At 45.5% G+C, this 26,645-nt stretch carries 20 protein-coding genes and 1 tRNA gene; 9 read left to right on the plus strand and 12 right to left on the minus strand.

Annotated elements, in window-relative coordinates; genetic code table 11:
• Positions 1 to 37: 37 nt before the first annotated feature.
• From clpX to KAI37_RS19990, 4 genes are all read right to left on the minus strand, one after another.
• A complete protein-coding gene (gene clpX / locus KAI37_RS19975) occupies positions 38 to 1,294 on the minus strand; it encodes an ATP-dependent protease ATP-binding subunit ClpX (protein ID WP_013311623.1) in 1,257 nt (418 codons plus the stop codon).
• Positions 1,295 to 1,306: 12 nt separating this feature from the next.
• Complete coding sequence (gene clpP / locus KAI37_RS19980) at positions 1,307 to 1,897, minus strand: ATP-dependent Clp endopeptidase proteolytic subunit ClpP (protein WP_016324659.1); 591 nt, start codon at positions 1,895 to 1,897, stop codon at positions 1,307 to 1,309.
• Between the two features lie 410 nt (positions 1,898 to 2,307).
• A complete protein-coding gene (gene tig / locus KAI37_RS19985) occupies positions 2,308 to 3,621 on the minus strand; it encodes a trigger factor (protein WP_220030076.1) in 1,314 nt (437 codons plus the stop codon).
• Between the two features lie 143 nt (positions 3,622 to 3,764).
• Complete coding sequence (locus tag KAI37_RS19990) at positions 3,765 to 4,673, minus strand: hypothetical protein (protein ID WP_023989974.1); 909 nt, start codon at positions 4,671 to 4,673, stop codon at positions 3,765 to 3,767.
• Between the two features lie 257 nt (positions 4,674 to 4,930).
• On the opposite strand from KAI37_RS19990, the gene KAI37_RS19995 reads away from it, so the two are divergent.
• The 3 genes from KAI37_RS19995 (at position 4,931) to KAI37_RS20005 (ending at position 7,175) form a co-directional block, all read left to right on the plus strand.
• Positions 4,931 to 5,004 (plus strand) — tRNA-Arg (locus KAI37_RS19995).
• A 310-nt stretch (positions 5,005 to 5,314) separates the two neighbouring features.
• Positions 5,315 to 6,394: a hypothetical protein gene (locus KAI37_RS20000; RefSeq protein WP_220030077.1), complete on the plus strand. Its 1,080-nt coding sequence runs from the start codon at positions 5,315 to 5,317 to the stop codon at positions 6,392 to 6,394.
• Between the two features lie 16 nt (positions 6,395 to 6,410).
• The gene (locus KAI37_RS20005) at positions 6,411 to 7,175 is read left to right on the plus strand and encodes an exodeoxyribonuclease III (RefSeq protein WP_071642594.1); all 765 of its coding nucleotides are present in this window, start codon (positions 6,411 to 6,413) and stop codon (positions 7,173 to 7,175) included.
• Positions 7,176 to 7,260: 85 nt separating this feature from the next.
• Here the strand turns inward: KAI37_RS20005 and KAI37_RS20010 are convergent, their stop codons facing one another.
• The 5 genes from KAI37_RS20010 to KAI37_RS20030 all read right to left on the minus strand — a co-directional run bounded on the left by KAI37_RS20010 (position 7,261) and on the right by KAI37_RS20030 (position 14,993).
• Positions 7,261 to 10,494, minus strand: coding sequence for a cellobiose phosphorylase (locus tag KAI37_RS20010; protein ID WP_220030078.1), 3,234 nt, complete (start codon positions 10,492 to 10,494; stop codon positions 7,261 to 7,263).
• A gap of 18 nt (positions 10,495 to 10,512) precedes the next feature.
• Positions 10,513 to 11,859, minus strand: a complete 1,347-nt coding sequence (locus KAI37_RS20015; protein WP_220030079.1) for a GH1 family beta-glucosidase — start codon at positions 11,857 to 11,859, stop codon at positions 10,513 to 10,515.
• A gap of 23 nt (positions 11,860 to 11,882) precedes the next feature.
• A complete protein-coding gene (locus tag KAI37_RS20020; RefSeq protein WP_028541564.1) occupies positions 11,883 to 12,701 on the minus strand; it encodes a carbohydrate ABC transporter permease in 819 nt (272 codons plus the stop codon).
• Positions 12,701 to 13,594 carry a carbohydrate ABC transporter permease gene (locus tag KAI37_RS20025; protein ID WP_028541563.1) on the minus strand — a complete coding sequence of 298 codons (894 nt, stop codon included), beginning with the start codon at positions 13,592 to 13,594 and terminating at the stop codon, positions 12,701 to 12,703. The genes KAI37_RS20020 and KAI37_RS20025 overlap by 1 nt, the downstream gene beginning before the upstream one ends.
• Before the next feature lie 70 nt (positions 13,595 to 13,664).
• The gene (locus KAI37_RS20030; protein WP_104497857.1) at positions 13,665 to 14,993 is read right to left on the minus strand and encodes an ABC transporter substrate-binding protein; all 1,329 of its coding nucleotides are present in this window, start codon (positions 14,991 to 14,993) and stop codon (positions 13,665 to 13,667) included.
• Between the two features lie 283 nt (positions 14,994 to 15,276).
• On the opposite strand from KAI37_RS20030, the gene KAI37_RS20035 reads away from it, so the two are divergent.
• Positions 15,277 to 16,317, plus strand: coding sequence for a LacI family DNA-binding transcriptional regulator (locus KAI37_RS20035; RefSeq protein WP_071642599.1), 1,041 nt, complete (start codon positions 15,277 to 15,279; stop codon positions 16,315 to 16,317).
• Positions 16,318 to 16,402: 85 nt separating this feature from the next.
• Here the strand turns inward: KAI37_RS20035 and glpK are convergent, their stop codons facing one another.
• Positions 16,403 to 17,896 carry a glycerol kinase GlpK gene (glpK, locus tag KAI37_RS20040; RefSeq protein ID WP_220030080.1) on the minus strand — a complete coding sequence of 498 codons (1,494 nt, stop codon included), beginning with the start codon at positions 17,894 to 17,896 and terminating at the stop codon, positions 16,403 to 16,405.
• Positions 17,897 to 17,928: 32 nt separating this feature from the next.
• Positions 17,929 to 18,753 carry an MIP/aquaporin family protein gene (locus KAI37_RS20045; protein WP_220030081.1) on the minus strand — a complete coding sequence of 275 codons (825 nt, stop codon included), beginning with the start codon at positions 18,751 to 18,753 and terminating at the stop codon, positions 17,929 to 17,931.
• 316 nt (positions 18,754 to 19,069) lie between these two features.
• On the opposite strand from KAI37_RS20045, the gene KAI37_RS20050 reads away from it, so the two are divergent.
• The 5 genes from KAI37_RS20050 (at position 19,070) to KAI37_RS20070 (ending at position 25,123) form a co-directional block, all read left to right on the plus strand.
• Entirely contained in the window at positions 19,070 to 20,551 is a 1,482-nt protein-coding gene (locus tag KAI37_RS20050; protein ID WP_076294418.1) for a PTS transporter subunit EIIC, read from the plus strand.
• Between the two features lie 196 nt (positions 20,552 to 20,747).
• A complete protein-coding gene (locus KAI37_RS20055; RefSeq protein WP_220030082.1) occupies positions 20,748 to 22,031 on the plus strand; it encodes an ABC transporter substrate-binding protein in 1,284 nt (427 codons plus the stop codon).
• A 31-nt stretch (positions 22,032 to 22,062) separates the two neighbouring features.
• Complete coding sequence (locus tag KAI37_RS20060; protein WP_071644391.1) at positions 22,063 to 22,938, plus strand: carbohydrate ABC transporter permease; 876 nt, start codon at positions 22,063 to 22,065, stop codon at positions 22,936 to 22,938.
• 22 nt (positions 22,939 to 22,960) lie between these two features.
• Entirely contained in the window at positions 22,961 to 23,788 is an 828-nt protein-coding gene (locus KAI37_RS20065; protein WP_071642604.1) for a carbohydrate ABC transporter permease, read from the plus strand.
• 162 nt (positions 23,789 to 23,950) lie between these two features.
• A complete protein-coding gene (locus KAI37_RS20070) occupies positions 23,951 to 25,123 on the plus strand; it encodes an iron-containing alcohol dehydrogenase (RefSeq protein ID WP_220030083.1) in 1,173 nt (390 codons plus the stop codon).
• Positions 25,124 to 25,180: 57 nt separating this feature from the next.
• On the opposite strand, the gene KAI37_RS20075 is transcribed toward KAI37_RS20070, so the two are convergent.
• A complete protein-coding gene (locus tag KAI37_RS20075; protein WP_335582748.1) occupies positions 25,181 to 26,599 on the minus strand; it encodes an alanine/glycine:cation symporter family protein in 1,419 nt (472 codons plus the stop codon).
• Positions 26,600 to 26,645 lie beyond the last annotated feature (46 nt).

The raw sequence follows: 26,645 nt of genomic DNA on the forward strand, positions 1-26,645 counted from the left end.
GGCTTCTCATGTTTTAGAGATCGCGAAGTATCAATCCTTAGGCGCTCTCTTCTTGTTTTTTATCCTTATCTGTACCACCGAGTTCCGGTGCGATTTTGTCTTTTACAACCTGCTCATTGATGACGCAAGTAGTCACATCCTCACGGGAAGGAACTTCATACATTACGTCCAGCATAATACCTTCGATGATCGCGCGAAGGCCACGGGCACCCGTGTTACGCTTGATCGCTTCGCGAGCAATGGCCTCCAGAGCATCTTGCTTAAACTCCAGTTGTACATTATCCAGCTCAAGCAGCTTCTGGTATTGCTTCGTTAACGCATTTTTTGGTTCGGACAGAATACGAACCAATGTGTTCTCATCAAGCGGCTCCAGCGTAGAAATTACCGGCAAGCGTCCTACAAATTCCGGAATCAGACCGAATTTCAAAAGATCCTCAGGCAATACCATTGAAGTATATTCGCCTGGTTTCAGATCTTTTTGTTCGCTAGTAGCGTTAAAGCCGATGACCTTTTTGCCGATACGGCGTTTGATCATTTGCTCCAGACCATCAAAGGCACCACCGCAAATGAACAGGATATTCGTGGTGTCAATTTGAATGAACTCTTGATGTGGATGCTTGCGACCGCCTTGCGGAGGTACAGAAGCAACCGTGCCTTCCAAAATTTTAAGCAACGCCTGCTGTACACCTTCACCCGATACGTCACGCGTAATGGACGGGTTTTCGGATTTGCGGGCTACTTTATCAATTTCGTCAATGTAGATAATGCCGCGTTCGGCTTTTTCCACATCATAATCGGCAGCTTGAATCAGTTTCAGCAAAATATTTTCAACGTCTTCACCCACATAACCTGCTTCCGTAAGGGAAGTGGCATCTGCGATAGCAAAAGGAACGTTCAGAATTTTAGCCATGGTTTGCGCAAGCAACGTTTTACCCGAACCTGTAGGTCCAAGCATCAAAATGTTACTTTTTTGCAGTTCCACATCATCAATTTTGTTTTGAGTATTAATACGTTTGTAGTGATTATATACCGCTACAGACAACGATTTTTTCGCTTGATCCTGACCAATGACATATTGGTCCAGAATGTCACGGATTTGCATTGGTTTCGGAATGTCTTTCAGATCTACTTCTTCTTCATGACCCAATTCCTCTTCTACAATCTCCGTGCACAACTCAATGCATTCGTCACATATATATACGCCCGGTCCAGCAACAAGCTTGCGAACCTGATCCTGAGATTTACCACAGAAAGAACATTTCAATTGTCCTTTTTCATCATTAAATTTAAACATAGAGCCACCCCTTTACAGATTAATCGGTTTAGACAGCACCTGGTCAATGATACCGTATGCTTTTGCCTCTTCCGCTTCCATGAAGAAATCCCGGTCAGTATCACGTTCGATTTTTTCGAGGGGCTGACCCGTACGCTCTACATAGATTTGATTCAGCTTAGCACGTGTTTTGATAATCCAGTCCGCATGAATCAGCATATCGGAGGCTTGCCCCTGAATGCCACCGAGCGGCTGATGGATCATGACTTCACTGTTGGTAAGCGCGTATCTCTTGCCTGGTGCACCCGCTGTGAGCAGCAACGAACCCATACTTGCAGCCATGCCTACACAGATCGTCGATACGTCCGGCTTAATGAATTGCATTGTATCATATATACCCATGCCCGCAGTTACAGAACCGCCTGGCGAGTTAATGTACAAATTAATATCCTTCTCTGGATCTTCCGCAGAAAGGAACAATAGCTGTGCAATGACGAGATTGGCGACATCGTCATCAATCGGGCCACTTAGGAAAATAATACGATCCTTAAGCAACCGCGAGTAAATATCGTAAGATCGTTCTCCTCGATTCGTTTGTTCCACAACCATAGGGACGAGACTCATCACGACCAACCTCTTTTCTTTATTAAAATGAACACCTGTATTCATCCGCTTCCTTATGTCCCATTAAAACGGAAGCAGCAATCATGAAACGTGAACACCTTACAAAATATTTTAACATGTTCAGAGTCTCGTGTCATATTTGCATGCGCTCATATATGCAGTGCGGGCTGTTTACAGTACACTCTGCCGAGACCTTCTCATATTTAACCATGTTTCGTATGTATGTGCAAATATACGGTAGTGACTTATGTAAAACAAAAAACACGACTCACAGCACTTTCCATAAACGACTAAAATTTGGGTTACCAAAGGTAAAAATAAGGCACGTAACTTTCACTACGTGCCTTATCCCTATCTAATTGCTACGTTGCAGCTTGTTACAGCATACTCCGTATATTTTATCGTCTGAATTATTCAGCAGCTTCAACTGGCGCTTCAACTTCTTTACTGTTTTCTACCAACAAAGCAATTGTTTTGCGCAGTGAAATTTCTTCTTTCAGGTTAGCGAACGAGCCGTTACCTTCCAGAATGCTGCGGATTTCCTCAACTGAACGTTTGTAAGCTTCAGCCATGTTGTTCAGTTCTTCATCAATTTCCGCTTCGGAAACTTCGATGTTTTCCGCTTTAGCCACTTGCTCCAGCACGAGGTTGTTACGTACGCGCTTCTCAGCATCAGCTTTCATTTGCTCTTCCAGGTCTTCCTTGCTTTGACCAGAGAATCCGAGGAACATTTCAAGGTTCATACCTTGGCTACGCAAACGGTTGTCAAAATCGCGAACCATGTTTTGCACTTCGCTCTTCACCATTGCTTCAGGAATGTCGATTGTTGCATTTTCAGCAACTTTCTCCACTACAGCACCCTCGCGGGCTGCTTTAGCTTCGTTTTCCTTACGATCCAACAATTGCTTTTTCAAGTCTTCCTTGAATTCAGCCAGTGTGTCAAATTCGCTTACATCTTTAGCAAATTCATCGTCCAGTTCAGGAAGAACTTTGCGTTTCAGTTCGTGAACTTTCACTTTGAATACCGCTTGTTTGCCAGCGAGGTCAGCAGAATGGTAGTTCTCAGGGAACGTTACTTCAACGTCCTTGGAATCGCCAGTGTGCAAACCAACCACTTGCTCTTCAAAACCAGGGATGAATGTGTTAGATCCCAGTTCCAAAGAATACTTCTCAGCTTGTCCGCCTTCGAATGGTACACCGTCCACGGAACCGTCGAAGTCAATAATAGCTGTATCACCGGATTGAGCAGCATCTTCATCAACGACAACCAATTCAGCATGACGTTGTTGCAGGCGCTCCAGTTCTTGAGCCAGTTCTTCGTCGCTTACTTCGAGTTTGCTTACAGGCACTTCTACGCCTTTGTAATCGCCCAAAGTCACTTCAGGTTTAACAGTAACCTTCGCTTTGAACTTGAAAGATTCGCCTTTAGCAAATTGATCAATTTCAACGTCAGGGCTGTCAACCGGGAAGATGTCCGTTTGCTCTACAGCTTGGCTGTAAGCTTCTGGTAACAGGATGTCAATTGCATCCTGGTACAAACTTTCAATACCATAGCGTTTTTCAAAGATAGGACGTGGTACTTTACCTTTACGGAATCCTGGTACACTTACTTGTTTTGCCACTTTATTAAAAGCTTTGTCGAGTGCAGCGGCTACACGATCCGCGTCAACCTCAACTTCAAGAACCCCAAGGTTCTTCTCTATTTTCTCCCAAGTTGCTTTCATTTTATGCTTTCCCCTCCAACAAAATCTTCACTTAGTTTTCATTACAATCAACGCACACAAAATAACCACTATAGTATATCTAACATTACTGTCTTTTTCAAGAGCAGCCCTTTGAATGCTTCACAGGAAAACGTTTCCGGTCATTAAGGAGTGTTCATTCCCGCCGCTACGAATAGTCGCATCGACCGATACGCCTGCTCAAAACGGAAACGCAACGCATCTGTAATGCCATATATAGCACGGGTTTCTTCCTCATTATTATTTCCGTTCAAACTTTCCGAAACTGTCTGGTGGAGTGCTGCAGCCCAAATATCCGGCATTCCGTCCTCTTCCACCAACATTGATCTATAATCTTTCGTACCGTATACTGCCATCACAAACTGTGACCACAGCTCCTGTGCAAAATAGAATAGTGTAGGCTCGTGCACCTCAGTCTGATCAGCCACCCGTTCCAAAATACGCATAATCGACTCTGGAAAATCACCTGGCTGTAACGGAACCGTTTCAATGTCGATTTCCGCTTGTTCATCACCCCGTCTGATTTCTATCGTCCCTTCCGTTCCGCGTCGTCGCATTGTCTGTAGAACACGGAATTGAAGTAAAGGATGGATTTCCCGTTCCGTAATCCAGCGAAGCAAGGCATCGTCGATTTCTGGGAGTTCCAGATAGGACAACTGCTCCAACGCTAAAATCGTCTGTTCGGATAAGGGTTCATCCATAGCCATCCGCAACAGCTTGTTGCCGTAGCCTGCATCCTGCTCCTGCTTAAAGCGTGCATGACGGCGAGCTAACTCTACTTCACTGACTTCTTCTTCCACAGCGTCCGTTACCGCCCCGCTGTCAGCGTACTGTGGAAATGCAGCTTCCAGCCATTGTAATAGAGCGTTCCATTCATCGTATTGCTTCTGCTCCTGTCCTTGACACTGCATTAAAAAACGCAGCATCGCCATCGCCTCTCCGTAACGTTCGTTTTCAAGCATCACAGTAAGTTGAATTTGATAATAGTCCAGTGTCTTCGGAAACAATACAATATTATTTTCTTTTGTCGTCACCTTGGAGTCCTTTATTCAAGGCACCCCCTCTCCTTCGCAAGCTCAAGTATTTGTAGATTATATGAGAAACAGTAGCTGAAGTCCAACCACTCGTCTTACACATATTCACCTGTATTCTAACATACCCTTTTATAAGGCAAAAAAAACTACTTCTACTCAGAATTTATGCTGTATAAAGCTTAAATAAGCGATATATGCAAAATAAGGCTTGAATTTCTTTTATCCATATGATATATTAATATTCGCTTGAATTTTATGTCCCAGTAGCTCAGCTGGATAGAGCAACGGCCTTCTAAGCCGTCGGTCGGGGGTTCGAATCCCTCCTGGGACGTCATAACAAGAAGCTTCCATAATGGAGGCTTTTTTTGTTCTCATGAGATAAACCACGGGGGAACGTCGGGCCATCGGCATCATTTAGCCTATACTTCGCAGTCGACCATAGGAGAGTTCTCTCCGGATATATTACACCAAAAAAAGCTTCCGCAAGGAAGCTTTTTTTCAATATAAAAATGTAGAAAGAGTAGTCTGCCCAACGCTACTTTAGGCACTAGTTTCAGTCTCTACTCTTTCAAAAAAACGCAGAAATTGCTATCATCTATCATGTTGCACCATTTTTAAGTAAAGGAGGTAAACTGACTCCCTTGACTACGAATAAACTCCCAAAATCGCGGGAAATTCATCGGTTTGTTGCCACTTTGCTTTCCATATTAGGTACTGGATTGGGTATGTTTTATCTCGCCATTCCTTCCTATATGATTGGAGGAGCGGCTCTTATCATCACACAGGGAATTCTGATCTATTTTACAATGTTTTCTCTCGGATACCTGCTTATTATCTCTGGACCGTTGGCCATTTTTTTTCACATTTTAGGCATTGTTTTTACAGTACGGTCTTTTCAAATTCCACACCATGCGGAGAGAGCACCGACGGTTGCATACTTGCCTTCCAAATGGCGCACTTTGCTCAGTCTCGCTTTGGGAGCTACACTTCTACTTCTTGCAGTCACAATGAAATACGTAGATATTATCGAGCCTTTTACACAAACAGGTGAAAATAAACGCAACGTAGCCGCAGAATCAGAGCAATATCTGGAGCAGAAATACGGAGAGGACTTTCAAATTCAAAATATTAGCTATCATAGTATTCCCTTCACTGAATATACCATGGAGGCGATCTCTAATCGTCATCCTTCTGTCCTTTTTAATATGACCAAGCGTCCTTATGAGGATGTCCCATTTAGAGAAAATTATCTTAACGCCCTTTGTGAGAGCCAACTGGACATGAAACTCAAACCCGTTATACAGAAGCTTTACGATGATTCAGCCGCTGTTCATTCTGGGGTGCAAGAAGGGAATACGGATAAAATGATCAAAGAATACGACGATTTTAAACTGAATCCCGAAGCGGTCGGCGATCAGTATATTCGTATAATTGTATTCGAGGATCTAACTGACTCAGGATTGCCATTGGAAAAAGAACGGGTATTACAAACCGTGAAAGTTCTCAAGACAGTGTTGGCCGGAAATAAAGCCTCATTAGATATCGAATACTTCCCTTCGACTATGAATACCAAACGAAACCTTAAGGCAATAGAAATAAACGATTATATGTTTGGTCAGGACCATTTTGATGAAAAGACCTATGAAGTCCAGATAGAAGACATTTATAAACTTATGTCAACAAAGGATATACAAATCACATCGCTTGACCGCGTGAATTAGCAAGGAGATTAATCAAATGAAATTAATATCTTGGAATGTAAATGGCTTAAGAGCCTGTGTGACCAAAGGGTTTTATACTTATCTAAAAGAAACAAATGCCGATATTTTTTGCGTACAGGAAACGAAGCTTCAAGCAGGTCAAATCCATATGGAGAACATGGAGGAATACACACAATACTGGAATTATGCTGAGAAAAAAGGATATTCCGGCACGGCTATTTTCACCAAAATCAAGCCGCTCTCTGTGCATTATGGACTTGAAGAAAATGAAGAACCGGAGGGCCGAACCATTACTCTGGAATTCGAAAAATTTTATCTCGTCAATGTGTACACACCGAATACCAAACGGGACTTATCCCGACTGCCCTACAGACTGGAATGGGAAGACCGTTTTCGCAGCTACCTGCAACAACTGGATGCTTTGAAGCCTGTCATCGTTTGTGGAGACTTGAACGTAGCTCATCAGGAGATCGATCTCAAAAATGCCAAAGCTAACTACGGAAATGCCGGATTTACGCCTGAGGAACGAGAACGCATGTCACAGCTGCTAGACGCCGGATTTATAGATACCTTCAGATACTTTTATCCTGACCGGACGGATGTTTATTCCTGGTGGTCCTACATGCCAAAGGTGAGAGAAAGGAATATCGGCTGGCGGATTGATTACTTCCTCGTCTCGGAGAGACTTCGTCCGCTATTGATGGATGCGAGCATTGATTGTCATATTACAGGCAGTGACCACTGCCCTGTGATATTGGATTTGCAAGATATTTCAGCATAGTCCCCCTGCCTGAAACAATAATTTATGAAGTCTTAAAAAGCCGTCATGCTCTGTTATTGCAGCATGACGGCTTTAATTCATGGAGCTATGTCCCCAAATATACCTCGATACGGGAAATCAAGCGATCTCTCACATCTTGTGCCTCTTTTTGATCTAATGCAACCTGGCTTATCGTCTTCTTTTCGCCACTGGCGTAATGCAGTACATACTGGGTCACTATGCATTCCGGTGCATAAGTATCCTTGCGGCCCGTATTAAAATAAGTCACCTGGCAGCTTCCGAGAAAACAGAAAGATAACTCACCTGTAGCTGTAAACAGCCAGCCTGGCAGCTTGGGCTCCAGTCTCAAGGATAGGCCCCTATGATCATAGCCAAACGGCTGCCCGCCGGTCATCATCCATATCCACATATGAATAAATTCTGCCGTAGATCCGCTCAGCCTCGCAATATATCCCGTTCCATGCAAACTTGCATCAGGATTAGCCATACTAGCAATAAAGGAGCTGTTCTCCAGCGTGCTTCTTCCGTAGACCTCTGGGTCCATAAAAGGCGGTAACGCTTTTTTAATGTCTGAAAAAAATTCAGTGTATAGACCCGCCCTTAAGCATTCAAGTAAATATTTATATTCCATATGCATAAATATAGATTCATTTTCCAGCCACCCCGGCGTAAAAGCTCTGGAACGACCGAGTTCGAATGGCTGCCCCGCCAGACTTTCATTCACCTTAAACATGCCCAGCTTCCTGTCGTAAAGCCCGCTCTGTCTGATTTGCCGATACAGCTTCTGCCCATTTACAATGTCACCAACCACTTTCATAGCCCGGGTCGGTCCCTCCAGAAAATATGGTGTATCCTTACGTTCGAAGGAATGTATGTTTACGAGCTTGCCTTCGCAGTCATCCTCCTGTACCCCGAATTCTCTGGCTTCATAATAAAAGAAGGTTGGGTATATCCCCTCACCGATAAGCAGAGCCTTATCCATCCCCTGTTGGAGCTTACGTTCAGCCTGGCGCAAAAACACCAGCACATCATCAAACGCTAGTGGTGTTTCTACCCCTTCAAATCCAAAACGAACTGTTTCTCGATACGCTTCTCTAGCATCCGAAATTCGTGACCAGAAGCTGTAATCCTTGCTTTCATTCCTGTAATCAGCCTCATCAGAAGCGTGGTAGTATTCCTCCATTGTGAGCCTCAGCTGTTGGATCAACTCAGCAACTTCTCTCGGCAACCGTAGCACAGAATCGCCCGAAAGCTTCACCTGTGCATTTATTAAAAATCTTACGAGTCGCTGTAATTCACACAGTTCACTGAATCCAGAAGCAAACAGCCCCGGAAGTCCGTTCATGGAATCATTCCATCCCGGCTTGCCCGCCTCCATCTCAATTCCCAAGCCCTCCGGGTCCAGCGTGGACAGCTTGATGGCTGCCAATGACAGCAGCTTTTCATATAAATTGGACTTATAAATCTCTCCGCTTCCATGTTCGGTTCGAACCCAATGAACATCGCGATCCCGGGCGTGCAGCTGAGCTTCTTTCTCCTTGCTCTCTACGACCGCCCCGTACTGACGGATACGTCCGTCCTTCATCTGCACGTATTTGTTTCGACGTGGCTGTACCCATGCCGGACTATCGTAATACATGTACTCTCGGGTCGCGAGCAAGAGCTCCTTTTGTTTGTCTGGATAGATACTTAGATAACTTTCGATTAGATCCATGTTATAAGTCCAATGGTCGATCCAGAACCCTTCACCAAAATCAGCCTCATAGCATTGTTCGGAATGCTTGAGAACTTCGGTTACAAACGTCTCAACCGTTTGCTTTAGCGTGATGTTGTCATGAATGATATGTTGAATCAGCTCACCTGGGGTGAACGACGATTGGAAAAAAGCACACAAAGACGAATGAGCTGCCACCTCCACCTGTCCTAGCAACGGTTCCAACTCTCGTATTTGAAAGCTACACCCCTTTACAACAAGCGGATTATAGCCGTCTGGCTGAATCAGGCTCATAAACAAACGGATATTGAAATCTCCTATGCCGGGGTTAAACCACACATCATTTCTCCGGTTCTGGTTTGCATCGCGAAAATTACCATTTCCTTGAGAATAATATCCCGCCTGGAGCTTAAAGAAATTATAGTCCCGTTCCAGATCCCCATGCTTGCGCGAAAATACATGATATACAAATGGTTGCTCGGTGCCGTTATCCAGCAGCAATGGATAACCACCGCGTAACAGGTTATCCAGATAGTTCTGACGGCAGTATTCGTCAAATAACGGAATGGATGTACGCGTTGCCATTTCATCCGTCAACTCATCGATCAACGCTTTGGCTTCCTCCGCCTTCCGCTCAATATAAGACATGGTTGCAATTTCCGTAATCCGTTCATTAATAGAGTGAATATCATTCACATGCCCGATGATCGTACAGTGATTGACGGCAGTACCTGCCGCTAGTCGTGCTGTGTAGCCGCTAAACCCACAAGGCACTTTATTCGTCGTCACAGGCTGCTGTGAAACCAAGTCTTCGACGCGTGAATGGATAAAGCGATCCGGGAAGGTCAGTGCCGTATTTTCACCAAATATTACGGACGGATCGACAATTGGACTCAATAGCCTGGTCTTGCCCTCCTCCTCCACAAAGCTGTACATAAAATGTCCCGCTTCAATTTGATGAATCTCACTTGTATCCGCTGTACTTCCACGTACCTTATAGTAAGGAATGCTGTTGTTGAGATTATACACATCCATCCAGCTTTTCAGTGTATGCCCAAGCTCCTTGTATGCCCCATTATCAATACCGAAGGGCAACACGGCAGGCATGCCGTCCAGCACCTCCAGTTCAAGCTCTTGAGCGGAATGATTGACAATCTCCACCTTACGCACCAAAGCAGCGTAACTTTCATGAGGAAGCGTGAAATATTGCACACGCACCTCAAGACCTGTGTCTGGATTTGAGCTATGTATTTCCAGCATGTGGCGGGATATCAGCATTTTTTGCTGTTCACGCTTCATAGGATGCACAGCCGAAAATGGCTCCACATAGCTCCACTCCCCCTGCATCTTCACCTTTAAAAACGTTCGAAAGCCATGTATCGGCACGAGACTATAGCTGCGGTTGGCCGGAAAAAACTCCATGATTGCTCCATTCTTATCCTCCACACCAAAGCTCGCAATTCCTTGTCCACGATTAACATAATATGCCCACAGAGGAATCCCCTGAACCCCAGCAATACCGGGTAGAAAACTGGAAAAGGGCTTGACCTGCGCATAATTCTCAATCACAAAACGTCCTTGATCGTCAAAATAATACTGCTGCATCGTATCCCCCTTTTCTATTTAAAACCCGTTATTCGCCATCACTTGTTTGAACCACAGCGCACTTTGTTTGGGAGTCCGTTCCTGTGTGTCGTAATTGATGTGTATAATACCGAAACGTTTGCTGTATCCCCAGGCCCATTCAAAGTTATCGAGGAACGACCAGACAAAATAGCCCTTAAGCTGACCTCCCTCCCCAATAAAGCGATGGCATGCCTTTAAATGTTCCTCAATGTAATGCTGACGCTCAATGTCCTCAATCTTTCCATTCACCAGTTCGTCCTTCATCGCTGCTCCATTTTCCGTAATCAGGATAGGTAATCCCTTGGTAAAATCCTTCTCAATCCGCGTTAGCAGCTTATAAAAGGATTCAGGGTGAATCTCCCATCCCATATCCGTTACCGGTTCCTCTATGGAAATCTGCTCGACCTGAAGCAACGAAGCGTCTGTAGTCGCTTGAATGATACTGCGGGCGTAGTAGTTGATGCCCAAAAAATCCCCTGGCTGCTGAATCAGCTCCATATCACCAGGCTGTACAAAATCCAATCCGTTCAAGTGCCCCCCGTACCATTCCACCATATCCTCAGGGTATTTCCCGTTAAATAATGGCTCGGCAAACCAACGATTAATAAAACCATCCCGCCGGACAGCAGCGGCTACATCTTCGGGGTGTTCAGAGGCTGCATCGACATGCTCCATGTTTAGCGTAATACCGATGTTGCCCGTCAGGCTCTTTTCCTTGTGTAAGTTCATGGCTATCCCGTGACACATCAGAATATGATGAGCCGCAGTAAAGGCTTCCCTCCAGTTCTCGTGGCCGGGGGCATGCTCGCCTGTGCCATAGCCCAAAATAGAGGCGCAGTAGGGCTCATTTATCGTATTCCACCAGCTTATACGCTGTCCAAATCGATCCATAATTACAGAGGCATACGTTTTAAAATGTTGGATAATCTCTCGCTGCGTCCAACCGCCCTCGTCCTCAATCCACTGCGGTAGATCCCAATGATACAGCGTCAGCATTGGAATTAGCCCGGCCGACTCAATCTCATCCAGCAGACGCTCATAGAAGAGTAGCCCCTGTTCGTTAACCACACCGGGTGCGGGAATAATGCGCGGCCAGGCCACGGAAAAACGGTAATGTAAAAAGCCAAGTTGCTTCATTAATTGCACGTCTTCCTTAAAGCGGTGAAAATGGTCACAAGCCACATCTCCGCAGTCCCCTCCTATCACCTTCCCGGGTGCTCGACAGAAAGTATCCCAAATAGAAGGCGTTCTCCCTTCCTCATCCGCGCCACCTTCAATTTGATAAGAAGAGGTCGAAGTTCCCCACATAAACGTGGTGGGGAATGTATAGGTATTCTCACTCATACTCGGTATCATCCTTTCAGGTATCAAGACTTCACAGCTCCGGCCATTGCACCGCCGACAATAAAGCGCTGGAGGAAAATATACAAAATCACGAGCGGTAGTGTAACAATCAGAATGCCGCAAGCGAGCAGCGGCCAGTTGTTCATGTATTGTCCGTAGAAGGAGAACAATCCCTTGGTCACTGGCTGATAAGCAGGATCAGACAAATAAATAGTAGGACCTATAATGTCATTCCACGCCCCAATAGCTGTCAAAATAATGCCTGTCGCCAACACTGGCTTCATCAGCGGGACAAGAATCGTAAACAAATATCGTGAATATCCGCACCCGTCCATTGCAGCCGCTTCATCCAGCTCTCGGGAGACAGACTTGATATACCCTACAAACATCAGGAAGGCGATGCCGGTACCTGTTGTTTTCAGTAAGATAAAACCAAGCTGTGTATTGTAAAGTCCCAGACTATTAATAAGAGCAAATTGCGGAATCAGAGGATTCGGGAGATACATAGATATCAGGAAAAACACATAAAAGAAGGTACTGAACTTAACGTATCCCCGTGCCAACGGAAAAGCTGCGAACACGGATATAATCAGTGTTAATAACGTAGATACGCCTGTATACAAAATGCTATTCCACATGTATTGAGAGAAGTTCCCTTTCTCCCAAGCATCCATGAAATTTTCCAAATGTAGACTCTTGGCTAGAGCTACAGGATTCATCAAATACTCACTTTGAGTCTTCATGGATACATTAAAAAGGTAAAAAAGAGGGAACACATATAACGAAAGCATGAGCAGTACGATGATGTAGCTCAGTATTTTGGTCCCTTTGGTACTGCTCATTACATTTCCACCTCTCTTCTACGTAAGTAATACAAGGCAATCATCGATACTGTAAATACGAACACGAACTGGATCATAGCAACTGCGGAAGCAAGACCGTAATCTGACGTTCCAGTACCAAAGGCTGTTGCATATACATCAAACGCAAGGGTTGTTGTGTTGAATTTACCACCTGTCAGCACATAAATAATGTCGAAGGTCTGCAAGGCACCGATAATGGACAGCAGCATATTGACGGTAAAGGACGGTGCAATCATCGGAAAGGTAATATTTTTGAACGCTTTCCATCCAGAGGCACCGTCCATATACCCTGCTTCATATAAGTCACTGGGGATAGATTGGAGTCCGGCTAAGAAAATAGTCATCGAGTAACCCATATACATCCAAATTTGCACAAAAATAATCAACTCAAATGCAATATTGTAATCCCCGAAGAAGTTAGAGCTCGTTCCAAAAAAGTTCATCAAAGCTTGCGCAGGACCCCCAAGCGGATTGGCAAGCAACTGCCAAATCAGGCCGGATACCGTTACCCCGAGTACAACAGGGAGGAAAAATACAGAGCGATATAACATATCACCTTTAAGCTTTTTATTAATCAGGACGGCCATGAACAGCCCTACCGCATTTTGAATTACAACCACCGCTACGGCAAAATACAAGGAACGTCCTATAGAAGCGAGGCGATCTCCAGAATCGGAGGAGGTGAAGAAAGTTGTGTAATTCTCGAATCCGATAAAACTCCATGTCTGTCCCGGAACCCCGGTAGCATCTGTAAAGGAAAAAAGCACCGTTACCATAGAGGGTCCAAAACCAAGAAGCAAATAGAGCAGAACCGGAATACCCAGCAAAAGATAGGGCATTATCCGGGCCGCACCCTTTCCGAAGGGATACATGTGCCTCACACCTTTTTACATTATTTAAGGTCTTGCAGTTGCCCAATTGTTTTCCTGTAAAATCTATGCATTATTTAGGAGCAGCCGCATCCCAATCAGCCTGAGATTTCTGAGCAAGTTCCAAAGGAGTCTTTATCGGACCAGCAGGAGCCAAGAATTCTGCATGTGCACTGGCATCCTTAACGTATTGCCCAGCATTCTTACGGTTGATAAACAACTGATCCCAAGAGAGCTTGAAGTTTTCAAGTGACGGCTGAATTTCAGCAACAAAATCACTTTTTATCTTCACATCAGGCTGTGTTGGCAAAAATCCAGCAACGTTCACGAAATCTGTATAGTTCTGCTTCTCAGAAAGCATTTCAAGCCATTTAATCGCATATTCCTTATTCGGTGATTTTTCCAGAACCATCCATGTCATATCGTATTTTCCTGCTAGATTTTTATTTTTGGCAGGATCATTACTACCTGGAATCGGGAAATATCCAAATTTCATCTCTGGATTGGCTGTCTGAATCGTAGTTGCATCCCATGTACCATCCGCAATCATGGCCACACGACCTGAAGCAAACAAGCTTGGCAAGGTTCCATAGTCAATCCCCATAAATCCACTAATGGCGTTGTTCATCAAAATTTGTGATTTTTCCAAAACCTCGAGCTGGACGGGGTCTGTTAGCTTCGTCTTACCTGTCCACAGCCCTTTGATATATTCCAACTGATCATCATGGATAGAGGCTTGAAGTCCTTGGACAGCAAGGTTAATAGGCCATACATCCTTACCGCCAAAACCAAGCGGTTCTACGCCATTATCCTTGAGCACCTTCATCACATTCACTAGGTCGTCCCATGTCGTCGGCACAGTAAGATTATATTTTTCGAAAATATCTTTGTTGTAAAACAGACCTGTCAGGGCCACCTTCCCCATGTTTACACCGTATACTTTGTCGTTGTAGGTCATGGCATTTTTGACATCTGTAGGATTATAGTTTTTGATAAAAGCTTGATCCGACAGATCTGCAATGAGTCCTCCCTCAATCCACTGCTTCCACATCGGATCAGCTGCTCCCTTAGACCATTCCTGCGGTGCGCCTACGAAGCTGAATTTCAAAGGAATAATGTCTGCATCACCGGTTGAACCAGCATTCATACGCGTTTGCATCAGTTGATCATACGTTGAATCAGCAGGAACCGTCGTATACTCCACCTGAACATCAGGATACTTCTCTTCAAACTTTTTATTAAATTCCTTTATATAGTTATTAATATTTTCTTGCTGCCAATGAATAATCTTTAACGTGACCTTTTTATTCCCGTTCTGTCCAGCTTCACTACCTTTGCCGCAAGCAGCCAGCACCACTATTAAAGCGGTTACAATAAGTAAAGAAAAACACTTTTTCAGCATTGCAAAATTCCCCCTGTAATCTTAGAATAAATGCATTCACTTTTACGAAAGCGGTTTAGTTAATTACAGCTACTATTATGTATCGATAGCCTGTATTTGTAAATAGAGATTTGTAAATTATCAAAAAAAACACAAATTATCGTTATTACTCCTTAAAATATTAGACAACATCCTTTATTAGCACTGTTGACTCACTTCTATGAGGTAGCATAGAATACGAGTAACCATTAAGTTTAAAAAGAAAAGTCAATTTAACTAAATCAGTTTAGTTGCGGAGGATTCCATGAATATAAAAACAATAGCTAGCATGGCAGGCGTTTCAGTGGCAACGGTTTCGAAAATCATTAACAATTACACGGACATCAGTGAGGAAACCCGGCAGCGGGTACTTAAAATCATGGAGGAAACAGGCTATAGACCCTCCTCCTCGGCTAAAACGCTTGCTACCAAAAAATCAAATCTGGTAGGCGTTATATTTGCCGGCAAGCTGAATGTTGATTTTAGTCATCCTTTTTTTGTAGATATCATTAATGTCTTCAAAAAACAGATTGGCTTGCTCGGTTACGATCTGCTGTTTTTTTCAAATGAGAAATTTCTGGATAATGGAGAGGACTATTTGGCTCGCTCGAAATATTTTTCAGTGGACGGGTGCATTATTATTGCTGGAGATGAGGTGGAGAAGAGTGTTTTTGATCTCGACGCCAGCCCTATCCCCTGCATCGGTGTCGATATTGAACTAACCGGAGCCAGTTCCTGCTATATTATGTCCGACAATCAGAAGATTTCAATGAAGGTTGTTGAGCACTTTTACATGAATGGATACCGCGAAATGGGTTTTATAGGCATTGAACGCCCCTCCTTGGTTATTAAAGAGAGAGAGGAGGCCTTTATCGCTTCACTAAAACGGTTTAGTCTTGATGTCAGACCTGAATGGATCGTGTATGGTAAGGACTACGCGGCAGAAGATGGATACCAGATCGCGAAGGCGTGGATACAGCAAGGAAATTTACCAAAAGCTATTTTTGCGGCTACCGACCTGCTTGCCTTTGGTGCCATACGTGCTTTCAAGGAAAGCGGCTTGAGGGTACCCGAGGATATTGCTGTAGTGGGATGTGATGATATAGAAGCCTGTCGTTATACCGATCCTCCACTGACGACTGTAAAACAAGACAAGCAAAAAATAGGCCGTCTAGCCGCTATGGTGCTGTTTGACCTGATGAATAAACAAATGGATACAAAATGTATTAAAGTAGAGCCGGAACTAGTCATTCGTAGCTCCTGCGGAGCCCGGCAACATTGGAACCATACGAAGGTCAAGAGTTAGCACATGCCTTAAAAAAGATGACTTCTGATAAATTCAGAAGTCATCTTTTTGCAGTTTAATATTCAGAGACCCATCGCTTAATCTATCACTTGTAGGCCATCGTCGCATTCACAGCCTTTTTCCAGCCTTCATACAAGCTTTCACGTGTTGATTCATCCATATCCGGGGCAAAAGAGGTTTCCACCCTCACCCGCTTACGAAGTTCATCCGTGCTCTCCCAATATCCAATAGCCAAACCTGCCAGACATGCAGCCCCCAGTGCCGTCGTCTCATGGATAACTGGCCGCTCCACTGTTGCATCCAAAATATCGCTCTGGAATTGCATCAGAAAATTGTTCAATACAGCTCCTCCATCCACCCGCAGCATCTTCACTGAAATACCTGAATCAATCTCCATGGCTGCAAGCACATCCTTGGTCTGATAAGCAAGTGACTCCAATGTGGCGCGGATAAAATGCTCCTTCGTGGTCCCGCGTGTCAGGCCGAACATCGCTCCGCGCACCTCGCTATCCCAGTAGGGGCTACCCAGTCCGACAAAAGCGGGTACAAGATACACTCCTTCTGTAGACGAAACACGGGCGGCATAAGGCTCACTGTCCTTCGCTTCACGGAACATGCGCAACCCGTCTCGCAGCCACTGGATCGCCGACCCCGCTACAAACACACTCCCCTCGAGTGCATATTGTACTTTGCCTTCCTCCAGTCCCCAAGCGATGGTCGTAATCAGACCGTGCTTGGATTCAACAGGCTGATCCCCCGTATTCATCAGCATAAAGCAGCCTGTGCCGTAAGTATTTTTGATCATCCCTTTTTCGTAACATGCCTGACCAAACAAGGCTGCCTGCTGGTCACCTGCTGCACCGGCGATTGGTACATTCTGACCAAAGAAATGATAATCCACGGTGTGCGCATATACCTCGGAAGAAGGTCTTACCTCAGGTAGCATGATTTTCGGAACACCCAGAATGTCCAGCAACTCTTCGTCCCACTTTAGTTCATAAATGTTGTACATCAGCGTCCTGGCTGCATTAGAGTAGTCCGTTACATGTGCCGTTCCGCCGGATAGTTTCCAGATCAGCCACGAGTCAATCGTACCGAATAACAGGTCACCTCGTTCTGCCTTTTCCCGAGCGCCCTCCACATGGTCCAGTATCCACTTTACTTTAGTGCCTGAAAAATACGGGTCGATCAACAGTCCTGTTTTGCTGTGAAAAAGCTCCTCGTGCCCTTGCCGCTTCAATTCTTCACAGATGTCCGAGGTTTGGCGTGATTGCCATACGAGTACGTTATACACAGGTACTCCTGTATTTTTGTCCCATACAGCCACCGATTCTCGCTGATTGGTAATGCCGATGGCAGCCACTTGATTTGCTTTTACACCGGATTCGGAAAGACAGGAGGCAATGACTCCGAGAATAGAGCTCCAGATTTCATTCGCATTCTGCTCTACCCAGCCGGGATGAGGAAAATATTGCGGAAATTCTCGCTGAGCCGAGTACACTACATCTCCTTCGCTATTGAACAAAATCGCTCTTGAGCTTGTCGTTCCCTGATCTAGTGACAGAATATATTTTCCCATTGTTCATCTCTCCCCGTGTAAATCCATCGTTTTTACGCTGTAAGTTTGTGATCCGTTTTATGACTTTTATAAGTACGACTAATACGGAAGGTAATCAAGAGTACAATCACGATGATCCCTAGTAAAATCCAGAAAGCCGGAGTCACACTCCCCTTAAAAACAGCCTGATAAAATAGCCCTGCGAAAGATCCACCCAACAGCGGCCCTACAATGGGCACCCAGGCATATTTCCAATTGGATGCTCCCTTATCGGGAATCGGTAGTAAATAATGCATCAGACGCGGCCCAAAATCTCTCGCTGGATTGATGGCATAGCCCGTTGTGCCTCCAAAGGATAAACCGATACTGACAACCAAAAAACCCACAATCAGCGGTTTCAAGCCCCCTGTAAATGAATTGGCACCAAATGACTGCAGAGCAAGAACAAAGATGAAAGTCCCTATCATTTCACTAAGCACGTTGGCAAACGGATGATCAATAGCCGGTCCTGTCGCAAATACACTAAGTTTGGTTGCAGTGTCCTCCGTCTCTTTCCAGTGAGGCCAATAATGCAAAACGACGATTATCGCACCCGCCATGGCCCCGAGAAGCTGAGCAACAATATAGCCGGGAACGTCCTGCCACGGAAAAATGCCCTGAAATGCCAACGCCAGTGTCACTGCCGGATTCAAATGCGCTCCGCTGATTTCACCCACTGCATACACCCCAATAGCAACCGCGAGCCCCCATCCCATTCCAATCACAATCCAGCCGGAAGCGTGAGCAAATGACTTTTTCAGGGACACCCCTGCGCACACTCCGCCACCTAGGGCAATAAGAATCATTGTCCCTATGAATTCGGCTGCGTATGGCGACATACAACCTACCTCCTCAATAGATCATCCGATTTCGATCGCTTTCATCGCGCAAAAAAAGAAAAGCCATCACAAACCAACCCTGTGCTGTACCATGGGTGTCTGCGTGGCTCTCTTATCTCCGTCACGATTATTAACTTAAATTTGATACTATATAAGCATGTAAGCGATGTCAACTGCGGATTTACGTCTTTTCATAGCTTAAAATAATCGTTGACCATGTTAGTTTCTCCGATTTATGATGTAAAAAAATGGTTTAATGTGAAGGTTTCAGGATGAATACGACACTCTCAAACTCGATGAAGAAGGGAAGAATGTTATGCTGAAATTTCTGCAGAAAATCGGCAAGTCGCTAATGCTTCCAGTAGCCACTCTACCCGCCGCAGGGATTTTACAAGGATTAGCACTGATTAATTATGAAACGGATATACCGCTTGGTCCCGGAGTTGGCGGATTTCTGAATCATTATGTCACTCCTTTTCTGAACGAGGGGGCGGGGGCCATCTTCGGGAACCTGGCGCTCATTTTCTCCATCGGTGTTGCCATTGGTCTGGCAGGCGACGCAGTAGCCGCATTATCGGCAGTCATTGCCTATATGGTGCTGACACGTATTTTGGCGGCAGTGCCGGGTATATTTGCATATATTCCAGACGACGTCAAGCTGGACATGGGCGTATTGGGTGGTATTTTTATCGGTGGATGGTCTGCTTTTCTGTTTAAAAAATATCATAATATTCAACTTCCAGATTGGCTTGGCTTCTTCTCGGGCAAACGTTTTGTCCCCATGATCACCGCCTTCACGACCATGATTCTGGCCATTCTGCTCGGAATGATCTGGAGTCCAATACAAGATGGGATTGCAGCCTTCGGCAACTGGATTGTCGGCTTTGGCGGAGTCGGATCAATGGTATTCATGATTGCCAATCGGCTGCTGATCCCACTCGGTTTGCATCATGTGTTGAACTCGATCGCTTGGTTTCAAATTGGTGACTACACCAATGCTGCCGGTGAGGTCGTTCATGGTGACCTGACGCGTTTTTTCGCAGGCGATACATCGGCGGGTATATTCATGTCCGGCTTCTTCCCCATTATGATGTTCGCTCTGCCAGCAGCAGCCCTCGCATTCATTCATACGGCCAAACCGGAAAAACGTAAAGCCGTCGCTTCCATTTTCATCGGTTCTGCACTGGCATCGTTCCTGACCGGAATTACCGAGCCCCTCGAATTTTCGTTTATGTTCATTGCACCATTGCTTTACGGCGTTCATGCTCTGCTGACAGGCCTGAGCGGCCTGGTCGTATACCTACTGGATGTCAAACTCGGCTTTTCTTTTTCAGCAGGACTCATTGACTATCTGGTCAATATGAAACTCTCCACCCACCCATTGCGAATGATCCCGGTCGGGCTTGTCTTCGCCCTCATTTATTACTTTCTGTTCCGATTCATCATTCTCAAATTCAACCTAAAAACTCCTGGGCGTGAAGATGATGTAGAAGACAGTCTCCTGTCTGAGGCTAACGAATCTGTACCCATTGGAAAGGCAAGCGCCATATCCGACACTCAATCCAGTCAGGCAGGCAGAATACTAACCTATCTCGGCGGTTCAGACAATATTCAAAGCATTGATGCCTGCATCACACGGCTGCGTCTTGTCGTCAAAGACGACAAAGCGGTTAATGATCAAGCTCTCAAGCAGCTCGGAGCATCGGGAATCATCAGGCTTGGTAACGGTACCCTGCAGGTTATTTTCGGGACTCGGTCCGAAATTCTGAAAGATGAAATACAGCGGTTGATGTCATGAGCTGAATACTTATTTAAGTACGTGCGCTCTTCATATAACAGACGCACGTGCTTTTATTTATTGATAAACGTTTCAAATTTTTTGTTTTTGGTTAAGGCAATGCACATAAATGGGTAACAGCTTCATATGATGGAGCTAAACCATTTACAACTTGTTTAGCAGGCAGATTATCTCAGACAGCAAGGAGGGAAATGATGTGAAGACAGTACAATGGCTGGTATTATGTCTTGCTTTTCTCACGATGTTCAGTGCTTGTAGTGGACCCTCGTTCTCTGAAAGTCAATCATCTGAAACTAATTTGTCAAACGAAAAAAAGATAACGCTTACATTGTGGTACTGGAACCGTTCTATTGACGATGAACTACTCGCCCAAGCGGAAAAACAATTTCCCAACATTGAATTAAAAACTCAAAAAATAGGCGGTGACTTCAAAGCCAAACTGAAGACAACGCTCGCAGCTCGTTCCGGTGAACCAGACATCGTAGCTCTGAACGATTGGATGGTGGAGCTGTTCCCCAGTGCGGATCGTTTTTATGACTTAAGGGAACTCGGAGCAGACCGCTTGAAGGATCAATATTTGGAATGGAAATGGAATCAGGGGATCACTCCTGATGGTAAAATGATTGCATTTCCCATGGATACAGGACCTACCGCCCTCTTCTACCGAAGTGATCTGTTTGAACAAGCAGGCTTGCCTAGTGATCCTGAAAAGGTTAGTGCCTCCATTCGCACATGGGATGATTACATGGCGGCCGGAGAACAACTTCGCCAGAAATTCGGAAGCCGTTCATTTTTGGCTGACAATATTGTAAACGTTTACAATCAGTTGCTCGCTCAGCATACAACCCTTTACTTCAAGCCGGATGGCAGCTATATCGGCAATCAATCTCCTGACATCCGTCTGGGCTGGAAAACCGCTGTCGATTTCCACAAAAAGCATCTGCTCGCCAATGCGGATGGCTGGACTCCCGAATGGAACGCTTCGGTCAATAACGGCAAAATTGCCTCTTTTGTAGGGGCTATCTGGATGAAGCAAGTTCTCACAGAGGCCGCGCCGGATACAGCGGGTAAATGGAGAGTCGCCCGTGCTCCTGGAGGAGATGGCAACCTGGGTGGTTCTTTCATTTCTATCCTCAAATCCAGCAAACATCCCAAAGAAGCCTTTGAAGTCCTGACCTGGCTGCAAAACCCGGAACACCAGCTGGAAGCCTACCACAAAATCGGACTGTTCCCGTCCACTCCCGGCGTCTATAACGATCCTATCATGGGGACACCCGAGCCTTTCTTTGGTGGTCAGCCCACCGGACTCATCTTTGCCACCTCCGCACGTAATGTGAAAAGCAGCTATTTCGGCGAGCGCTATCCTGTCATCCACGGCATTGTGACCCGTCGCCTTGCTAATGTCGCCAAGCAGGATGCCAATTCCGATGCATTATGGACGGAAACCATGGAACGAATCGAACGGGAATTACAGCGATAAAAACAAAATTCAAAAAAGGCGTGTGGACATTATGCTGAGAGAAATCTGGAAGCACCGTGCCGTTTATGCTGCGATCTCGCCGTTTTATCTGCTGTTTGGCATCTTTGGACTGTTTCCGATTGGTTTTTCATTATATCTAGCGTTTCACAAATGGGACGGGATCGGAGACATGACCTACAACGGCTGGGGCAACTTTCGCTACCTTGTAACAGATCATGAATTTTGGCAGGCTGTAGGCAACACCTTTGTGATCTGGGTGTATGCAACAATTCCGATGCTATTCTTCGCACTGATTATTGCCTTTCTGCTTTATGCCCCTTTTGTGAAAATGCGCACCTTATGGCGAGTCGGATTCTTCCTGCCAAATGTGACGTCTATTGTGGCTGTTGCCATCATATTTGGTGCCTTATTTGCCAACAATTTTGGATTTCTCAACTACCTGCTGCAACTCATGGGACTCCCCATGGTTCAATGGCTGAATGTGCCATGGGGTATCCAAATTGCCATTTCTTCTATGGTCGTATGGAGATGGATGGGCTATAACGCAATCATCTATCTGGCTGGACTCCAAAGTATTCCGCATGTGCTGTATGAGGCCGCCAAAATAGACGGGGCAACCGGAGCGCAAGCTTTTTTCCGCATCACTATCCCCATGCTACGCCCAGTCATTCTGTTTACGGTCATTACGTCCACCATCGGCGGTATGCAGCTCTTCACCGAGCCACAGGTCCTGGTCGGTAATGACGGCGGTTCCGGGGCAAGTGGCATGACCATCGTTTTATACCTGTACCGCGAGTCGTTCATTAATAACTATTTTGGATATGGTGCAGCCGTCGGATGGGGCATGTTCCTCATCATTGCTCTATTCTCCATCATAAACTGGAAACTCGTTCAAGGTAAAAAATAACGATGGGAAGGAGCTTCACAACATGATGCAGACACGCGCAAAATCCTTTGTTTTATATGCCGGATTGTTGGTGGGAATCATCCTGTCGATGTTTCCATTTTACTGGCTGATCGTCATGGCAACCCGTACAACCTCAGACATCTATCGTTTTCCACCGCAATTGTGGTTTGGTAGCCACTTCTTCGATAACATAACGAGAGTATTACAACAGATTAATTTTGCCGGAGCCTTTTTTAATACCCTTTTTGTAGCCGGTTCGGTTACCCTATTGGTTCTGTTTTTCGATTCACTAGCAGGTTTTGCATTCGCCAAGTTTGATTTTCCGGGCAAAAAAGTGCTATTTATCGTTCTGCTAGCTACGATGATGGTCCCTTCACAACTTTCGCTTGTCCCCTCCTTTGTCATGATGGCCTCCTTTGGATGGGTAGGTACGTTCAAAGCGCTTATCATCCCGGGGATGGTAAATGCCTTCGGCATTTTCTGGATTCGTCAATATGCGGAAGAATCCATTCCAAAGGAACTGCTGGATGCGGGCCGGATGGACGGATGCAGCTTTTTTCGACTGTACTTGAATGTAGCACTGCCTATTCTACGTCCTGCGTTCGCTTTTCTCGGCGCGTTTACCTTTATAGGAGCCTGGAATGATTATTTATGGCCGCTAATCGTCTTAACGGATGAGCGTAAATTCACGCTCCAGATTGCACTGTCACAATTAAACGGGATTTACAATACGGATTATGCGATGGTCATTGCGGGCACCCTGCTGGCTGTACTTCCACTTATTATTTTATTTCTTTTCATTAGCCGCCAGTTTATTTCCGATCTTGCCGCCGGAGCGGTCAAAGATTAGATTTACTTGAATCCCCTTATTCATTTCATGTATAATGGTTAATCGTCATTTCAAATAGCTTACATGATGAAGTTAGGTATCCAACAGGAAATCAGGTTAAGCGATTTACGATTTGAACATGAACTATGAACTATGAACTATGAACTGAGGGGAACTTACCAGATGAACAAATTCACATATTATAACCCCACCAAATTAATTTTTGGAGACAATCAAATTGAAGAACTGCAGCAGGAGCTGCTCAATTACGGCAAAAACATTTTGCTGGTATACGGAGGTGGAAGTGTCAAACGAAATGGTCTGTATGACCAGGTATTAAACGCGTTAGAACCGCTACATCTCAACATTCATGAAATGTCCGGTGTAGAACCGAATCCGCGCTTGTCCACCGTTAAGAAGGGTATCGACATTTGCCGAAATGAAAAAATCGACTTCTTACTTGCTGTAGGCGGTGGAAGCGTTATTGATTGCACCAAAGCCATCGCAGCAGGGGCTGAATATGACGGCGATGTGTGGGATATTATCAACAAAAAGCACATGCCGACCGAGGCTCTGCCATTCGGCACCATCCTCACACTCGCCGCCACCGGATCAGAAATGAATCCGGATTCTGTTATCACCAACTGGGAAACGAACGAAAAATACGTATGGGGCAGCGCGGTGACGCATCCGAAATTCTCGATTCTGGACCCAAAAAACACCTTCTCTGTGCCACGTGATCAGACGGTATATGGCATGGTGGATATGATGAGCCATGTGTTTGAACAATATTTTCACAATGTTAAAAACACACCGTTGCAAGATCGTATGTGCTTTTCCGTGCTGCAAACCGTGATCGAAACTGCACCTAAGCTGCTGGAAGATTTGCACAACTACGAGCATCGTGAAACGATTTTATATGCCGGAACGATTGCCCTTAACGGAACACTGCAAATGGGCTACTTCGGGGACTGGGCTTCGCATACGATTGAACATGCACTATCCGCTGTATATGATATTCCTCATGCTGGCGGTCTGGCGATCCTGTTCCCCAACTGGATGAGACATACGGTGGATCAGGATGCTGCACGCATGAAGCGGCTGATGCTCAGCATGTTTGATTTAGATACCACTGGTAAAACGGATAAGGAAATTGCTTTGGAGGGGATTGATCGCCTGAGGGCATTCTGGACAAGTCTCGGTGCCCCTTCCACCCTGGCCGATTACAATATTAATGATGAGCAATTGGAAAAAGTCGCAAACATTGCAGCCCGTGAAATGGAATACGGAGGCTTCGGTAATTATAAAAAGCTGAATCAAGAAGATATTTCAGCTATTTTGCACGCATCGTTATAACATTCAAAAGGGAGTGTCCTCAAGCCTGTGATGGCTGAGGGCACTCCCTTTTGGAATTTATGAATTAACCGTTTGCCCTTTTTCTTCTACTTGAATAGCTGCCCCTACACTGGCACCTGCAAGAATGCCCTTTTTCTTACTAGAATTCAGAGAATCCATATAGGTTCGGGTTTCTGCGACTACAATTCCTGATAAGCCGAGCAGTGCAATCAGGTTCGGGAAAGCCATCATTGCGTTAAATATATCTGCCAGCAGCCAAATCGCATCCAATTTAATGAACGCACCCCCGGCAACCAGTACGATGAACAGATAACGATATGGCTTAATCCACTTGACCCCAAGCAAATATTCAACACAGCGTTCCCCGTAATAGTTCCAGCCGAGCATGGTGGTGAACGCGAACATAATCAGAATGATTGTGAGTAGTTCTGCCCCCAGCGGGAATGCGCTGGAAAATGCTTGCTGAGTCATCAGGCCCGCGTCGGTTGGCCCGCTCCACACACCACTAACCAGTAGCGTCAACCCGGTCATCACACAAATAACCATCGTATCAATAAACACGCCTGTCATGGAAATTAGCCCTTGCTCCGCAGGCCAATTAGTTTTGGCAGCTGCAGCTGCAATCGGTGCGCTTCCCAATCCGGCCTCATTGGCAAAAATACCTCTGGCTACCCCACTTCGCATCGCTAGCATAATCGTAGCTCCGGCAAATCCGCCCGTTGCAGATGTAGTTGAAAATGCCGAATGGAGCACCAGCGCAATTGCAGCAGGAAGTTGGTCAGCAAACCGAATCAGTACGATGAGACAGATCAGTACGTACAAGCCTGTTTTAAAAGGAACGACCTTCGTCGATACCTTGGCAATGCTTTTGAGTCCTCCAATAGTAACAAGTCCTGTAAGGATAGCAATAATCAGTGCTGTTACAATGGGCGGAACGCCAAAACTGTTTTCAGTCGAAGATACAATCGCTTTGACCTGCGGAAACGTTCCAATCCCGAACAACGCTACCAGCATGCCCGAAAAAGCAAACAGCATCGCCAGCGGTTTAAAACGGCGTCCCAGACCTTTCTCAATATAATACATCGGGCCGCCGGAAAATTGCCCATTCCGATCCTTCACCCGGTATTTTACCGCAAGTACACCTTCCGCATATTTCGTCGCCATCCCAAAAAAGGCTGCAACGACCATCCAGAACAAGGCACCCGGCCCGCCCAGCTTAATGGCTGTCGCTACGCCGACAATACTTCCTGTGCCAACTGTAGCCGCCAACGCTGTACTCAAAGCCGCAAAACTACTTACATCCCCGCTGCCTTCATTCGGTGCCTTACCGATCAGCTTGATCGCCAGGGGCAGGCGGAATACCTGCAGCATCTTCAAACGTATGGTCAGCCACAACCCCGTTCCCATGACAAGAATGATGAGAGGCGCCCCCCATATCCAACTGCTAATCGCTTCTAACACATGTACCAAATTCATTTCAACCCGCTCCTCCAGCATATTAGAAAACAAAAAAGAGTCAAAT

The organism is Paenibacillus sp. S25 (assembly GCF_019454085.1).
In the GTDB taxonomy this organism is placed as follows: Bacteria; Bacillota; Bacilli; order Paenibacillales; family Paenibacillaceae; genus Paenibacillus; species Paenibacillus polymyxa_B.

Excerpts from the sequence above, each read along its gene's own strand:
- KAI37_RS20030 (WP_104497857.1), bottom strand. The coding sequence starts at position 14,993 with ATGCTGAAAAAGTGTTTTTCTTTACTTATTGTAACCGCTTTAATAGTG.
- clpX (WP_013311623.1), bottom strand. The coding sequence starts at position 1,294 with ATGTTTAAATTTAATGATGAAAAAGGACAATTGAAATGTTCTTTCTGT.
- KAI37_RS20035 (WP_071642599.1), top strand. The coding sequence starts at position 15,277 with ATGAATATAAAAACAATAGCTAGCATGGCAGGCGTTTCAGTGGCAACG.
- KAI37_RS20020 (WP_028541564.1), bottom strand. The coding sequence starts at position 12,701 with ATGAGCAGTACCAAAGGGACCAAAATACTGAGCTACATCATCGTACTG.
- KAI37_RS20050 (WP_076294418.1), top strand. The coding sequence starts at position 19,070 with ATGCTGAAATTTCTGCAGAAAATCGGCAAGTCGCTAATGCTTCCAGTA.
- clpP (WP_016324659.1), bottom strand. The coding sequence starts at position 1,897 with ATGAGTCTCGTCCCTATGGTTGTGGAACAAACGAATCGAGGAGAACGA.
- KAI37_RS20045 (WP_220030081.1), bottom strand. The coding sequence starts at position 18,753 with ATGTCGCCATACGCAGCCGAATTCATAGGGACAATGATTCTTATTGCC.
- glpK (WP_220030080.1), bottom strand. The coding sequence starts at position 17,896 with ATGGGAAAATATATTCTGTCACTAGATCAGGGAACGACAAGCTCAAGA.
- KAI37_RS20060 (WP_071644391.1), top strand. The coding sequence starts at position 22,063 with ATGCTGAGAGAAATCTGGAAGCACCGTGCCGTTTATGCTGCGATCTCG.
- tig (WP_220030076.1), bottom strand. The coding sequence starts at position 3,621 with ATGAAAGCAACTTGGGAGAAAATAGAGAAGAACCTTGGGGTTCTTGAA.
- KAI37_RS20015 (WP_220030079.1), bottom strand. The coding sequence starts at position 11,859 with ATGAGTGAGAATACCTATACATTCCCCACCACGTTTATGTGGGGAACT.
- KAI37_RS20005 (WP_071642594.1), top strand. The coding sequence starts at position 6,411 with ATGAAATTAATATCTTGGAATGTAAATGGCTTAAGAGCCTGTGTGACC.
- KAI37_RS20070 (WP_220030083.1), top strand. The coding sequence starts at position 23,951 with ATGAACAAATTCACATATTATAACCCCACCAAATTAATTTTTGGAGAC.
- KAI37_RS20075 (WP_335582748.1), bottom strand. The coding sequence starts at position 26,599 with ATGAATTTGGTACATGTGTTAGAAGCGATTAGCAGTTGGATATGGGGG.
- KAI37_RS20025 (WP_028541563.1), bottom strand. The coding sequence starts at position 13,594 with ATGTATCCCTTCGGAAAGGGTGCGGCCCGGATAATGCCCTATCTTTTG.
- KAI37_RS20065 (WP_071642604.1), top strand. The coding sequence starts at position 22,961 with ATGATGCAGACACGCGCAAAATCCTTTGTTTTATATGCCGGATTGTTG.
- KAI37_RS20010 (WP_220030078.1), bottom strand. The coding sequence starts at position 10,494 with ATGCAGCAGTATTATTTTGACGATCAAGGACGTTTTGTGATTGAGAAT.